The sequence below is a fragment of the Synechococcus elongatus PCC 6301 genome, from assembly GCF_000010065.1.
Classification (GTDB): Bacteria; Cyanobacteriota; Cyanobacteriia; order Synechococcales; family Synechococcaceae; genus Synechococcus; species Synechococcus elongatus.
Window position 1 is genome coordinate 407,385 of record NC_006576.1, and the last position, 12,658, is coordinate 420,042.

The window sequence follows — 12,658 nt, forward strand, 5'->3', positions numbered from 1 at the left end:
CGCCGCAAGTTTCCAAAAGTTGTGCCCGCCCCCACCACCAAAGTGCGATCGCTTAGGTCGCAGTCAGAGGCTGTAGGAACGGGCAATCGACGAGTTCAGGAACGCGATTTAGTAGGCGTCTTGCAGCTCGTAAAAATCGGGTGAGATATAGTCCTTGCGCAGCGGCCAACCCACCCAATCTTCCGGCATCAGAATCCGCTTGAGGTTGGGGTGTCCCTCAAATTGGATGCCGTACATATCGAAGGTTTCACGCTCTTGCCAATCGGCACCTTTCCAAATCCAGAAGACCGGCGGTACTTTCGGATCGTGACGCGGCAAGAAGACCTTGACCCGCACTTCCTGCGGTTGGCTGGCGTCATCGCTGACTTTGGTCAGGTGATAGAAGCTCACCAGATCCTGCCCTGGCCCTAAATCGTAGCCGCCTTGGCACTGCAGGTAGTTAAACCCGTAGGCAAACAGGGCAGCAGCGATCGGCAGCAACACTTCGCGGTCGACTTGAACGATCTCAACCCCGAGGTGGTCGCGCTCTAGGGCAGTATTTTCGAAGCCGTTCTCACTCAACCAGCGAGAGACCGGCCCGGCTTCAACCACGGCCGTTTCGGGCGTTGGCGTCAACTCTTCAGGCACGATCGCGACCCTCCTTCTCAGTCACCGGCAGTTGCGGAGCGACGGCAGCACCGGCAGCAGCGGGCAAGGGACCGGCTTGACGAGCCGCAGAACGCAGATATTCACCCGTCAGCAGCGGAGCCGTGGGCTTCATCTGGTGGGTCGTGCTGTAGTAACGGTTGGTTTGCAGCAGTTTGCCCCGCTCTTGAATCGAGTCGTTCGCAACCTTTTTACGCAGCTTTACGATCGCATCAATGATCGCTTCGGGACGGGGCGGGCAACCGGGAATGTAGACATCCACAGGCAGCAGTTTATCGACACCGCGCACCGTGGTGGTGGAGTCAGCGCTGAACATCCCACCGGTGATCGTGCAGGCGCCCATGGCGATCACATATTTGGGCTCAGGCATTTGCTCATAGAGCCGCACTAGAGCTGGGGCCATTTTCATGGTCACCGTACCGGCTGTGATCAACAAATCTGCCTGCCGAGGGCTACAACGAGGCACCAAGCCAAAGCGGTCAAAGTCGAAACGGGAGCCAATCAACGCTGCAAATTCAATAAAGCAGCAGGCCGTGCCGTACATTAGCGGCCAGAGGCTGGACAACCGTGCCCAGTTATAAAGGTCATCTAAGGTGGTCAGAATGACGTTCTCTGATAGACCTTGGGTGATTTCGGGAGGGGCTGCCGGATTGCGAATCTCGGCGGGGTTCGTCAGGACCATTCCAATGCTCCTTTGCGCCATGCATAGGCTAGACCAACAACGAGGATCGTGATGAAGATCAACGCCTCGACAAAAGCCAGTAACCCCAGCCGATTAAAGGCGACGGCCCAGGGATAGAGGAAGACGGTTTCTACATCAAAGATCACGAATACGAGCGCAAACATGTAGTAGCGCACGTTGAATTGGATCCAAGCTCCCCCGATCGGTTCCATCCCCGATTCGTAGGTCGTCCGCCGCTCCGGTCCTCGACGACCAGGTCGCAGCAAGCGCGAGGCGGTCAGCGAAAGGATGGGGACCAGTGAGCTGATGAGCAGAAAGCCAAGTAGATATTCGTAGCCATTGAGGACAAACACGCCAAACTCCAGGCTGCAGTCGCTATTCCATTTTGCCATCGCCGCATGAACGGCTCGGCAGAAATGCCTAATCTACTGTAGCGATCGCTGTCCCTTGACTCGCAGTCAGAAGGATTGCGATCGCTTATGTTCTACCTCGGTTTCAGCGAAGGGGCTTCCGGCGATTGGCTTATGATCGCCTTTAGTTCTGCGCGATCGCTTGCCAAGATCCTATGGATACACCTGAAGCTTCTACCCCGCTGGCCAACACCGAGCCTGAGCCGGTAGAAGAGGGCACCCCCGAGGCAGCTGCCGAAACGTCGGAGACGAAGCCACTCGTGTTCCTCGATCGTCACGAGTGTCGATCCTGTGGCTACATCTACGAACCCAATGAGGGAGACCCACGCCGCCAAATCGCCGCAGGGACTGTGTTTGAAGAAGTGCCCTCTAACTGGCGCTGCCCAATTTGCGGCAGTCCTCGGAGTCAGTTTCGCAACATTGGTCCCAAGGGAATCCCCTCTGGTTTCAGCGAGAACTTGGGCTACGGCCTCGGCGTGAATACCCTGACCCCAGGCCAAAAAAACCTGCTGATCTTCGGCGCGCTTGGCCTTGCTGTCCTCTTCTTCCTCAGCCTGTACGGCCTGAACTAAACCATCAATTCATCTCTTCGAGTCTTCGCACCATGTCATCGCTCCTGTCTCGATCGCGTGTCGGCTGGCCGCTTGGTTTCTTGCTGCTGCCCTTGTTGTTTTGGCTACCGGCGCCCGCTTGGGCGGCCACTGAGGTGGCTCCATCAACCAGTCCTTGGCAAGTGATTGATCTTGGCACCGAGAAAACCATCCTGGATATCGCCTTTACCAGCAACAAACAGCACGGCTGGCTGGTGGGCACCGATCTCGCCCTCTACGAGACTCTGGATGGTGAACAAAGCTGGAGCGAACGGGCCCTCGACTTGGACGAGACCTATCGGCTCAACTCGATCAGCTTCAAGGGCGATGAAGGCTGGGTCGTCGGTCAGCCCTCCCTGATGCTGCACACGACCGATGGCGGCAAAAACTGGTTGCGGATTCCCCTCAGCGAAAAACTGCCGGGTTCGCCCCTGCTGGTTACCGCTCTCGGCAAAGGCGAAGCAGAAATGGCAACGGATGTGGCAGCCATCTATCGCAGCCGCGATGGCGGTAAGAGCTGGCAAGCCCAAGTACCCGATGCTGCTGGCGTGGCCCGCTCGGTCAGCCGCAGTCGTGATGGTCGCTATCTGGCAGTCTCGGCGCGGGGTAATTTCTACTCGACTTGGAAACCCGGGGATACTACCTGGACACCGCACCAACGTACGTCTTCTCGTCGTCTACAGCTCATGGGCTTTGGTCCTGACGATCGCACCTGGCTGATTGCCCGGGGGGGACGCCTCCAATTCTCCAAAACCAGTCAGATTGATAACTGGGAAGAAATGCTGGAGGAAAGTGATGCTTGGGGCACTGCAATCGAGCCTGAACGCAACGCAGGCTGGGGCTTCCTTGATTTGGCCTACCGCTCCAAGCAGGAAATTTGGCTGTCGGGTGGCAGTGGCACCCTGTTGGTGAGCGAGGATGGCGGGGAACACTGGCAACGCGATCGCGTGATTGCCAAACTGCCGAGCAACCTCTACACCATCAAGTTTTTTGCACCCAAGCAAGGCTTTGTCCTCGGTCAACGCGGCTTACTGCTGCGTTATGCACCAGAGGCTGCAGCCTAGGGCATAAATTTGGGCGTGCTCCGATAAGATAAGTGTTGTCCGAAATCCCCTGAGGAGCACGTCTATGGCAGGCGGATCTACCGGCGAGCGTCCGTTTACCGACATCATTACCAGCATCCGCTACTGGGTGATTCACAGCATCACGATTCCAGCGCTATTCATCGCTGGTTGGCTGTTTGTCAGCACTGGCCTTGCCTATGATGCCTTCGGTACGCCGCGCCCGAACGAGTATTTCACCCAAGATCGGACGGAAGTACCGATCGTGTCTGATCGCTATAGTGCGAAACAGCAAGTGGACCGTTTCTCGGCTAAGTAGTTTTTTAGGTTGGCCTGAATCATGACCAGCAACAACTCCAACCAGCCAATCACCTATCCGATCTTCACGGTGCGTTGGCTGTCTGTGCACGCTCTGGGCGTCCCCAGCGTGTTCTTCCTGGGCGCAATTGCGGCCATGCAATTCATTCAACGCTAAGGATTTGCTCTCATGCCTACGCGCTCGACTAACCCCAATAAGCAGCCGGTTGAACTCAACCGGACTTCACTGTTCTTGGGCTTGCTGCTTGTTTTTGTCCTGGGGATTCTTTCTCCAGCTACTTCTTTAACTAGCTAGCACTGGCATTGCTTGCGATCGCCCAAGCCTAGGCTCAATCGATCGCTCTTGTTACTGACTCGAGGAGATTAAAACTGTGGCTGGTGGTGGACGTATTCCCCTCTGGATCGTTGCAACGGTAGCAGGCACCGGGGCGCTCGTCGTTGTAGGTCTCTTTTTCTACGGCGCTTACGCAGGTCTGGGCTCGTCTCTCTAGAATCCTGCAGGAGCAGTAAGAGGTCTGAGTTCGCTCGGGCCTCTTATTTTTTTGGGCACTCGAAGACTATGGTGGGGCGATCGCTCGAGTTAGCGATACCAGCGAGCCAGTTGTTGATCGCTGACCCCACAATGGTGCGCCAGTAGGATCAGCTGATTGAGCAACGTTGTTTGCAGCACTCCGCGTCGTTGCCAGCGTCGAGCAGAAGTCATCACAGCCGCTGAGGCGATCGCAATTGTGCCTTGGCGACGCAGTTGCCGCACGAAGCGATAGTCTTCCAACAGCGGCCCTGTACTGAAACCACCGATCGCTCGCCAGCGATCACGACTGAGAAATAGGGCTTGGTCGCCGTAGGGTTGCTGTAGCCAGTGGCTCCGCCAACGCACACCCCGTTCAATCCAGCGTAAGCGCCAGTCTGGGCTATCGATTTGGAGCTGAAATGCCCCAGCGACTACCTGCGGCGGTTGCAATGTTTGCAGCACATGCTCCCAAAAGCGGGGGGGTAGACGGGTATCGCCGTGCAGGAAAAGCAGGATGTTGCCGTGGGCTGCTGCGGCACCTTGGTTGAACTGTCGCCCCCGTCCAGCAGGGCTATGAATCACCTTGGCTCCCCAAGCTTGGGCGATCGCAACTGTTGCGTCTTGACTGCCACCATCGACGACTAAAGTCTCTACCGGGGCATCCCCGATCAAAGCCAAAGTTTGGGGCAGGTTTGCTGCTTCATTGAGGGTGGTGATAATCACCGACAGTTGCGGCTGGGGTTGCCAGAGATTGAGATCTTCAGGGCGATCAAGATCGGAGAGAGATTCGAGCTGTGCGACTTGGAGATCTGCTACTTGAGCAGCTTCTAGGGTTTGTACCAAGACGCGATCGCTACCCCAGTCAATGTTTTGAAACAGTTGGGGTTGGGGTTGACTCAGACCGATCAGCCAATAGCCGCCGTCACTTGCGGGTCCAATCACGACATCCGCTTGCTGGAGAACCGCAAACGCCTCGTCCAGATGATGGGGCTCGATTTGAGGACAATCACTGCCGATGATCACGGTGCGATCGCAGCCTACTTGCCATGAATCCTGAAACGCTTGATGCAGGCGATCGCCCAAATCCCCCTCGGCTTGAGGCTGCACCTCAACCGCTCCTAGCCACTGCTGCCAAGCCTCGGATGTGCCGCCACTGGTGGCGATCAGCACTTCAGTTTGGGGCGATCGCGCTTGCCAGCAATGGGCCGTAAACACCGTCCACTCCGTCAACTGGCGCTGTAGATCAGCTGCTCCCTCGGGTCCCAGTGCCGGAATCAGCCGCGTCTTCGATCGCCCAGGTTCGGGATAGCGACTAAAGAGAATCAGGCGCTGACTCATGAGAGCGCTGGAGCAGGCTGCTAAGGTTCACGGCAGGGCTGAGGCGATCGCAAACCGTCCAAGCCGACCTGTGTCAGTCTACAGCGGGCCAGCCTAGGCACTGTGAGCTCTGCCGGCGATCGCGCCGCTATGTTGAAATCAGCTTCAGTGTTGTTTGAGTCATTGGCTTGAAACTTCTGCACCGTTGGTCTGTTCCTCTGACTCGACCGATCACCCCCTCCCCGCGATCGTGGCGGCTGTGGGGACTGACGCTGCTTTCGGGGCTAGCGATGGCGGCGGCCATGCCCCCACTGGGATTGTGGCCCCTAGCTTGGATAGCCTTGATTCCCCTCTGGCGATCGCTGTTACAGCCGGGCCAAAGTCTTCAGGCCCGCCAACAAGCCTGGCTATGGGCGGCGGCGTTTCAAGGGCCAACCCTGATCTGGATTACTGGCCTGCATCCCCTGACTTGGATGGGGCTGAGCTGGGGCACCAGTCTGGCGATCGCTTGGGGCTGCTGGCTGGTCATCACCGCTTGGGGCTTGGTGCAAACTCGAGTCTGGGTCTGGGCGGTGCAACGTTTGCCCCAACACTGCGGCCTACGGCTGGTAGGCGGCGTTGGCCTCGGGGGCTTGGTGGACTGGCTTTGGCAGCAGTCGCCGCTCTACTGGTCGCCCTTAGCACTCAGTCAAAGTCCGGCCAACACTTGGCTGCTGCCCTTAGCTGAGTTGAGCGGTGCGGAGGGGTTGACCCTATTGATTGTGGCCGTCAATGGCCTACTGGCTTGGGCCAGCCTCAGTCGGCAGCGATCGCTGCTCGTGGGGGCGATCGCCCTCTGGTGCTGTGCCGAATTGACCGGTTGGGGGTTAGGTCAACTGCGTGCTGCGGATGGATCAGCACTGACGATCGGCTTGATTCAAGGCAATGTGCCAACTCGGATCAAAACCGGCCCGGAGGGCATCCTGCTGTCACGGCAGCGCTACCGTCAGGGCTATCAACAACTGACTGAGGCGGGTGTTGATGCTGTGATCACCCCTGAAGGCTCTGACCCGACCCTCTGGCAAGCTGAGCGATCGCCTTGGGCACGTTGGTTGTCGCCTGAGTCTCCGCCCTTGCTGTTGGGAACCTATCTCCCGCAGGGCGATCGCTACTGGCAAAGTCTGCTGGCGCTGAAGCCTGGGGGGGCGATCGCCGGTCGCTACGACAAAGTTCGCCTCGTGCCCCTAGGGGAATATATTCCGGGCGAACGCTGGTTTGGGCGGTGGTTGCATCGGTTATCACCAATTCAACTGGGGATGCAGGCTGGCCGTTCAGATCAACGCTTTCAGACCCCCGTCGGGCAAATCGCCGCTGCTATTTGTTACGAGCTGGTTTTTCCTGAAGTGCTGCAATCGCAGGTACAGGCAGGTGCCACCTGGATTTTGTCGGCGGCGAACCTTGACCCCTACAACGAGCAGTTGATGAATCAGCATTTGGCGCTGGCAGCCTTGCGGGCGGCGGAAACCGATCGCTGGGTCGTGCAGGTTACGAACACGGGCTACTCCGCCCTGATCAATCCCTTGGGGCAGGTGCAATGGCGATCGCAACCTCGAATCTTTACGACTCAAGCTGTTCGCATAGCTCAGCGATCGAGCCAAACACCCTATGTTCGCTGGGGTGACAGCATGACACCGATCCTTCTCGTCAGCACTGTTCTCTGGCTGGGGTGGCGGCAGCGCTGGCCTAAACAAACCCTGTAGATTGCAGAGAGAAACGCGCAGGGATAGGCGATCGCAGCATGACTGTCGGCATTTGGATTCTAGGCGATCAGCTGACTCTGCAGCATCCGGCACTGAGTTCCAGGGCAGTTGATCAGTCGCAGACACGAATTCTGTTGGTTGAATCACTCGAACATGCTCAACGGCGACCCTACCACCGACAAAAGCTGGTGTTGCTTTGGTCGGCGATGCGTCACTTTGCAGACGAACTGCGATCGCAGGGCTGGACAGTGGACTATGTCGAGCAGGCAGATAGCTTTCAAACGGCCGTATCAGCTTGGTGCCAACAGTATCAAATTGCTGAGCTGCAGGTGATGGACCCCGCCGATCGCTCGTTTCGCGCAATTATCAGCAGTCTTGAATTGACCAGCAGTCTGCATTGGTTGCCAAATTGCCAATTTCTTTGGTCAACGGCTGAATTTACCGCTTGGGCCAAGCCCTATCGACAGCTCCGGCTCGAGAATTTTTATCGCGAAGGTCGCAAGCGCTGGCAAGTTTTACTGACTGAAGATCAGGAGCCTATCGGGGGGCAATGGAACTTTGATCCAGAGAATCGTAAGCCTCCTAAAACTGGGCTGCAGCCACCGCCAGCTGCTCATTTTTTGCCAGATGCGATCACGCAAACAGTCATTGAAACTGTGCGATCGCTAGAGTTGCCTCTCTACGGAAAGCTGGAACCTTTTCATTGGCCGGTGACGCGATCGCAGGCATTGGAAGCCTTGGATCAGTTTTTAACCGTTAAGCTCAAAACCTTTGGCCCTTATCAGGATGCGATGGTCAGCGGCCAAGCCACGATGTGGCATAGCTTGATTGCGCCAGCACTGAACTTAGGACTGTTACATCCACTCGAAGTCATTCGCCAAACTGAACAGGCCTTCCACAATAATCAAGCTCCGATCGCCAGTGTTGAAGGCTTTATTCGCCAAATTCTGGGCTGGCGAGAATATATGTACGGTCTTCATCACTATTTCCCTGATACCTACGGGCAATCAAATTGGTTTGAGCACGATCGCCCTCTGCCTGAATTCTTTTGGACGGGTCAAACCGATCTCCATTGCCTCCAACAGTGTTTTCAGCAGATTGAAGCGATCGGCTATAGCCATCACATTCAGCGGTTGATGATTCTCGCGAACCTTGCTTTGATTGCTGGACTTGATCCTTGGGCAGTCAAAGAGTGGTTTCAGGCAACCCATCTTGATGCCTACGACTGGGTGATGGAGACGAATGTGCTCGGCATGGGACTTTTTGCAGATGGCGGAAAGCTTGCCTCAAAACCCTATGCAGCTTCAGCAAATTACATCAATCGGATGAGCAATTACTGTCAAAATTGTCGCTATGACCCTAAACAACGATTGGGCGATCGCGCTTGTCCTTTCAATGCACTGTACTGGGATTTTCTCGATCGCCACGAGCAAAAACTGCAAGCACAAGGACGCATGGGCTTAATTCTCAAACAGCTCCAAAAACTGCCAGACAGCGATCGGGCCGCAATTCGCGACCAAGCGGCTCACTGGCAAGCATCTTGGGATTAATCAGAACTAACTCACTGAGCGATCGGGTCTCCTGAAAAAGCCCGCCTCCTCCACGGACTGATGGCGACATGAGTGCCTCCTTATTTAGGGGGAAGTCTCTCGTCCCTGAAATGTGAAGCAGTTTTGCTTCAGTCAATGGCAATCCTGGCTCTCAGCTTCAAAGCAAGGGTGGTTGATCTAGGCCACATGACGTCAGCAGATCCCGTCGCGAAATCCAAGAGACTGGTGAGGGGACTCGGCAGGACTGATAGGATCGAGCCGCATCCTGCTGCAGTGCTATGAGTCGCTTTCGCATCGGTAATGGCTACGATATCCATCGCTTGGTGGAGGGCCGTCCCCTCATCCTTGGGGGCATTCAACTAGAACACTCCCTTGGGCTGGATGGGCACAGTGATGCCGATGTGCTGACCCACGCAATCATGGATGCCCTGCTCGGTGCCCTGAGTTTGGGCGATATTGGCCACTACTTTCCGCCGACGGATCCGCAGTGGAAAGGGGCCGATAGTCTGAAGCTGCTGGCTCAGGTGAATCAACTGATCCGCGATCGCGGCTGGACGATTGGCAACCTCGATTCTGTCGTGGTGGCAGAGCAACCAAAACTAAAGCCCCACATCGCAGCGATGCGCGATCGCCTCGCGAAGGTGCTTGAGCTAGAGCCTGATCAGATTGGCATCAAAGCAACCACCAACGAAAAACTGGGGCCTACGGGGCGAGAAGAGGGAATCTGTGCCTATGCCGTGGCGCTCTTGGTTCGTGATTAACCTCCGCCGCTGGCTGGCTTTTTGTCTGGCGGCTGTGCTGCTAGTGGCCTGTGGTCGTGCGAGTGCACCGCCCCGTCAGCAGCTGATCGCCAGCGTACGTTTCGATCCCAAAACCTTCAACTACGCCTTAAACGAGGAATCGCCCAACGTTTTTGGGCTGCTCTACGAAGGCCTTGTCCACGTCAATGGCTTTGATGGCAGCCTAAAACCTGGTCTGGCTGAGTCGTGGCAGATTAGCCCTGATCGCCTGCAGGTGGTCTTTCAGTTGCGGCCCGATCTGCGCTGGTCCGATGGCCAGCCCTTGACGGCGGCAGACGTCGACTTCACCTACAACCGCATCTACTTCAATCCCAAGGTGCCAACTGGCGCGCGGGATATTCTGCGGATCGACCAAGATTTACCAACGGTTAGGGCCGCGGGCGATCGCCAGGTGATTGTCCAGACGCCCCGCCCCTTTGCCCCGCTGCTGCGAAACATGGCACTGCCGATTTTGCCCCAGCATGCCCTTGCCACTTCGCTTGAGCAGACTGATAGTCAGGGAAATCCGGCTTTTTTGAGCACTTGGGGTACGGAGACTGATCCAAAGCAAATTATTGTCAACGGCCCGTTTCGGTTACAGCGCTATCAACCGGGCCAACGGATTATTTTTGAACGGAATCCCTACTTTTATCAGCGCGATCGCGATGGGAGTCCGCTACCCAAAATCGATCGTCTCGTTTGGCAAATTGTCGAGAATTCCGACACCCAATTGCTACAGTTCCGCTCGGGCGATTTAGATGTTTTAGAGCCGATTCAGCCCGGTGATTTCTCGCTCTTAAAACGAGAAGAACAGCGTGGTAATTTCACAATCTATAGTGGTGGCCCTGAACCGCTGACCGTTTATCTAACCTTTAATCTCAACCAAGGGCGGCGCAAGGGTAAACCTCTTGTCGATCCGATCAAATCAGCTTGGTTTAATGATGTTCGTTTCCGCCAAGCGATCGCCTACGCCATCGATCGCCCCGCGATCGTCGATACGGCTTATCGCGGCTTAGGTGTAGTTGTCAACTCATTGATCATTCCCCAGAGTCCCTTTTATCTCAGCCCCGAGGAGGGATTACCGGTCTATAACTTCAATCAGCAAAAGGCGGAAGCACTGCTGAAAGAGGCAGGATTTCAAACAGATGCGGATGGTCAACTGCGCGATCGCCAGGGCAATCCTGTTCGCTTCACCGTCATCACCAATGCTGAGAATCCTGTACGTGTCGCCATGGGTGCCCGGATTAAGGGCGATCTGGCCCGTCTGGGGATTCAGGTCGACTTTACGCCGATCGCTTTTAGTAGTGTGATCGATCGCCTGAGTAATCAGTTGGATTGGGAAGGTTTGATTCTTGGACTGACCAGCAACATTGAACCTAACAGTGGTGCGAATGTATGGAATCCTCAAGGCAGTTTACACCTGTTTAATCAGCAGCCCAGTGAGAGCCAAGCACCCATTGAGGGTCAACAAGTTGCCCCTTGGGAAGCTGAAATCTATCGCTTATTTGTTGCTGCGGCCCAGGAACTGAATGACGATCGCCGCAAGGAAATCTATGGTCAAGCTCAGCGTCTTGCCCAGCAATATTTACCTTTTATCTATCTGGTCAATCGCCAACAAATTGCCGCTGTCCGCAACACAGTCACCCCTATTCAGTTCTCAGAGTTGGGCGGTGCGCTTTGGAATACAGAATTCGTATCGGTAAGTGCTGATGATTGATTCACAGGCACTACAAACCCTCCTAGAAGGGGTGGCAACCGGGGCGATCGCCCCTCAACAAGCCTTGGAACAACTGCGCTATCTCGACACTGAAACGATCAGTGACTTTGCTCGGATTGACCACCATCGGCAGTTGCGCACCGGGTTCCCCGAAGTCATCTGGGGGCAAGACAAGACCACTGAGCAAATCCTGACGCTCTTTCGCGCCTATGCGGCCCGCAACCAAGCTGCGATCGCTACGCGCATTGAGCCCGATCGCATTCCCCGACTTCAGGCACAGTTGCCCGAACTGACCTACGACTCGATCGCTCGCATCGCTGCCCTGCAACCTCAGCTCCCCCAACCGCAACCGGGACGTTTGGCGGTTGTCAGTGCAGGCACTTCCGATCTACCCGTGGCAGAAGAAGCCGCAGTCGTGGCTGAACTCTGGGGATTCCGCGTCGATCGCATTCGCGATGTGGGTGTGGCGGGACTGCACCGTCTCTTGGCCGAGCGATCGCGACTCGATCAAGCCGATGTGCTGATTGTGGTGGCGGGTATGGAGGGGGCGCTGCCCAGTGTGATTGCTGGCTTAGTAGCCTGCCCAATTATTGCAGTGCCCACCAGCGTTGGCTATGGTGCTAGTTTCCAAGGTTTAGCAGCCCTGCTCTCAATGCTAAACAGTTGTGCACCCGGCATGGGTGTGGTCAATATTGACAATGGATTTGGAGCTGCTCAACTAGCTGGGCGGATCCTCCGCCGTCTGCATCGACTGGGAAGAAGCGACGACCAATGAGCCTAAACGCCTTTCATTACTTTTTTGACTGCTGTGTCGGCAGTTGGAGCACTGAGCGCACCTATCACTACCTCAGTCGCCAAGAAGTCGAGCGATCGTATACAGAATTCGCGGTGCGATCGCTCTCCGCCGAGACAAAAGCGCAAGTTCTGACGGCCAACGCTCTAACCGCAGATCAGGCTTTAGAAAAACTGCTCGGATTCTGCCTCGGCTTTCACACGGTTTCGGAACACGGCGAAGAAGTCAGCCAAGAACTGAACATGCTGTTTGTGCCTCGAAGCACAGAAGACGGCTGGTTGGTGGGCGACTACCTACGCGATCGTGCTTACGAAGAAGCGCGTCCCATTATCTCCGCTTTTCGCTTCAACCCTGACAGCCGCGAACTCCTGATGACTACGCGCTACACCCGCACAATTTCTGTCGATTCGATCACGCTGGTCAATCCTCGCCTGCGAGTGCGTCGCATTTTGAATTACGTCCGACCGGCCAGCGACGATCAACCCCTGGATACGCTTTCCCTAGTCGGCTTTGGGGTCGAGCAAAAAACAGATTGAGAGCTGGCTA

Annotated in this window: 15 protein-coding genes and 1 pseudogene; 12 read left to right on the forward strand and 4 right to left on the reverse strand. The window is 56.0% G+C overall.

All coding sequences use genetic code 11. The features are described 5' to 3' along the window. Positions 1-108: 108 nt before the first annotated feature. From SYC_RS01905 to ndhC, 3 genes are read right to left on the reverse strand one after another with little or no spacing between them, the layout of a single operon-like run. Positions 109-627, reverse strand: coding sequence for an NAD(P)H-quinone oxidoreductase subunit J (locus tag SYC_RS01905; protein WP_011242680.1), 519 nt, complete (start codon positions 625-627; stop codon positions 109-111). Next, positions 620-1,327, reverse strand: a complete 708-nt coding sequence (locus SYC_RS01910) for an NADH dehydrogenase subunit K (protein ID WP_011242681.1) — start codon at positions 1,325-1,327, stop codon at positions 620-622. Before SYC_RS01910 ends, SYC_RS01905 begins: the two co-directional genes overlap by 8 nt. Beyond that, positions 1,318-1,680 carry a photosynthetic/respiratory NAD(P)H-quinone oxidoreductase subunit C gene (gene ndhC / locus SYC_RS01915; protein WP_039755986.1) on the reverse strand — a complete coding sequence of 121 codons (363 nt, stop codon included), beginning with the start codon at positions 1,678-1,680 and terminating at the stop codon, positions 1,318-1,320. Before ndhC ends, SYC_RS01910 begins: the two co-directional genes overlap by 10 nt. Positions 1,681-1,892: 212 nt before the next feature. Between ndhC and SYC_RS01920 the strand changes: the two genes are divergently transcribed. From SYC_RS01920 to SYC_RS13490, 6 genes and pseudogenes are all read left to right on the forward strand, one after another. Further along, positions 1,893-2,309, forward strand: coding sequence for a rubredoxin (locus SYC_RS01920; protein ID WP_011242683.1), 417 nt, complete (start codon positions 1,893-1,895; stop codon positions 2,307-2,309). A gap of 32 nt (positions 2,310-2,341) precedes the next feature. After that, positions 2,342-3,391: a photosynthesis system II assembly factor Ycf48 gene (locus SYC_RS01925; protein WP_011242684.1), complete on the forward strand. Its 1,050-nt coding sequence runs from the start codon at positions 2,342-2,344 to the stop codon at positions 3,389-3,391. Between the two features lie 64 nt (positions 3,392-3,455). Beyond that, the gene (gene psbE, locus SYC_RS01930; protein ID WP_011242685.1) at positions 3,456-3,707 is read left to right on the forward strand and encodes a cytochrome b559 subunit alpha; all 252 of its coding nucleotides are present in this window, start codon (positions 3,456-3,458) and stop codon (positions 3,705-3,707) included. 21 nt (positions 3,708-3,728) lie between these two features. Then, entirely contained in the window at positions 3,729-3,863 is a 135-nt protein-coding gene (gene psbF / locus SYC_RS01935; RefSeq protein WP_011242686.1) for a cytochrome b559 subunit beta, read from the forward strand. A gap of 12 nt (positions 3,864-3,875) precedes the next feature. Continuing rightward, positions 3,876-3,997, forward strand: a pseudogene (locus tag SYC_RS13485) (photosystem II reaction center protein L). 80 nt (positions 3,998-4,077) lie between these two features. Further along, positions 4,078-4,197, forward strand: a complete 120-nt coding sequence (locus SYC_RS13490) for a photosystem II reaction center protein J (protein ID WP_011242688.1) — start codon at positions 4,078-4,080, stop codon at positions 4,195-4,197. Between the two features lie 89 nt (positions 4,198-4,286). Here SYC_RS13490 and SYC_RS01940 read toward each other — a convergent pair whose 3' ends face one another. After that, positions 4,287-5,555, reverse strand: coding sequence for a TIGR04283 family arsenosugar biosynthesis glycosyltransferase (locus SYC_RS01940; protein ID WP_011242689.1), 1,269 nt, complete (start codon positions 5,553-5,555; stop codon positions 4,287-4,289). A gap of 167 nt (positions 5,556-5,722) precedes the next feature. Here SYC_RS01940 and lnt point away from each other — a divergent pair, with 167 nt between their 5' ends. From lnt to SYC_RS01970, 6 genes are all read left to right on the forward strand, one after another. Further along, positions 5,723-7,273, forward strand: coding sequence for an apolipoprotein N-acyltransferase (gene lnt, locus SYC_RS01945; protein ID WP_234701790.1), 1,551 nt, complete (start codon positions 5,723-5,725; stop codon positions 7,271-7,273). A 38-nt stretch (positions 7,274-7,311) separates the two neighbouring features. After that, positions 7,312-8,823 carry a cryptochrome/photolyase family protein gene (locus tag SYC_RS01950; RefSeq protein WP_011242691.1) on the forward strand — a complete coding sequence of 504 codons (1,512 nt, stop codon included), beginning with the start codon at positions 7,312-7,314 and terminating at the stop codon, positions 8,821-8,823. Positions 8,824-9,101: 278 nt separating this feature from the next. Beyond that, positions 9,102-9,584: a 2-C-methyl-D-erythritol 2,4-cyclodiphosphate synthase gene (gene ispF / locus SYC_RS01955; protein ID WP_011242692.1), complete on the forward strand. Its 483-nt coding sequence runs from the start codon at positions 9,102-9,104 to the stop codon at positions 9,582-9,584. Further along, the gene (locus SYC_RS01960; protein ID WP_041676913.1) at positions 9,556-11,319 is read left to right on the forward strand and encodes an ABC transporter substrate-binding protein; all 1,764 of its coding nucleotides are present in this window, start codon (positions 9,556-9,558) and stop codon (positions 11,317-11,319) included. The genes ispF and SYC_RS01960 overlap by 29 nt, the downstream gene beginning before the upstream one ends. Further along, positions 11,312-12,094 carry a nickel pincer cofactor biosynthesis protein LarB gene (gene larB, locus SYC_RS01965; RefSeq protein ID WP_011242694.1) on the forward strand — a complete coding sequence of 261 codons (783 nt, stop codon included), beginning with the start codon at positions 11,312-11,314 and terminating at the stop codon, positions 12,092-12,094. Before SYC_RS01960 ends, larB begins: the two co-directional genes overlap by 8 nt. Then, positions 12,091-12,648, forward strand: coding sequence for a phycobiliprotein lyase (locus SYC_RS01970; protein ID WP_011242695.1), 558 nt, complete (start codon positions 12,091-12,093; stop codon positions 12,646-12,648). Before larB ends, SYC_RS01970 begins: the two co-directional genes overlap by 4 nt. The last annotated feature ends 10 nt before the right edge of the window (positions 12,649-12,658 follow it).

Coding starts and splice junctions, on each gene's coding strand:
- SYC_RS01910 (WP_011242681.1), bottom strand. CDS start 1,327: ATGGTCCTGACGAACCCCGCCGAGATTCGCAATCCGGCAGCCCCTCCC.
- SYC_RS01920 (WP_011242683.1), top strand. CDS start 1,893: ATGGATACACCTGAAGCTTCTACCCCGCTGGCCAACACCGAGCCTGAG.
- SYC_RS01925 (WP_011242684.1), top strand. CDS start 2,342: ATGTCATCGCTCCTGTCTCGATCGCGTGTCGGCTGGCCGCTTGGTTTC.
- psbE (WP_011242685.1), top strand. CDS start 3,456: ATGGCAGGCGGATCTACCGGCGAGCGTCCGTTTACCGACATCATTACC.
- psbF (WP_011242686.1), top strand. CDS start 3,729: ATGACCAGCAACAACTCCAACCAGCCAATCACCTATCCGATCTTCACG.
- SYC_RS01940 (WP_011242689.1), bottom strand. CDS start 5,555: ATGAGTCAGCGCCTGATTCTCTTTAGTCGCTATCCCGAACCTGGGCGA.
- SYC_RS01950 (WP_011242691.1), top strand. CDS start 7,312: ATGACTGTCGGCATTTGGATTCTAGGCGATCAGCTGACTCTGCAGCAT.
- ispF (WP_011242692.1), top strand. CDS start 9,102: ATGAGTCGCTTTCGCATCGGTAATGGCTACGATATCCATCGCTTGGTG.
- SYC_RS01960 (WP_041676913.1), top strand. CDS start 9,556: ATGCCGTGGCGCTCTTGGTTCGTGATTAACCTCCGCCGCTGGCTGGCT.
- larB (WP_011242694.1), top strand. CDS start 11,312: ATGATTGATTCACAGGCACTACAAACCCTCCTAGAAGGGGTGGCAACC.
- SYC_RS01970 (WP_011242695.1), top strand. CDS start 12,091: ATGAGCCTAAACGCCTTTCATTACTTTTTTGACTGCTGTGTCGGCAGT.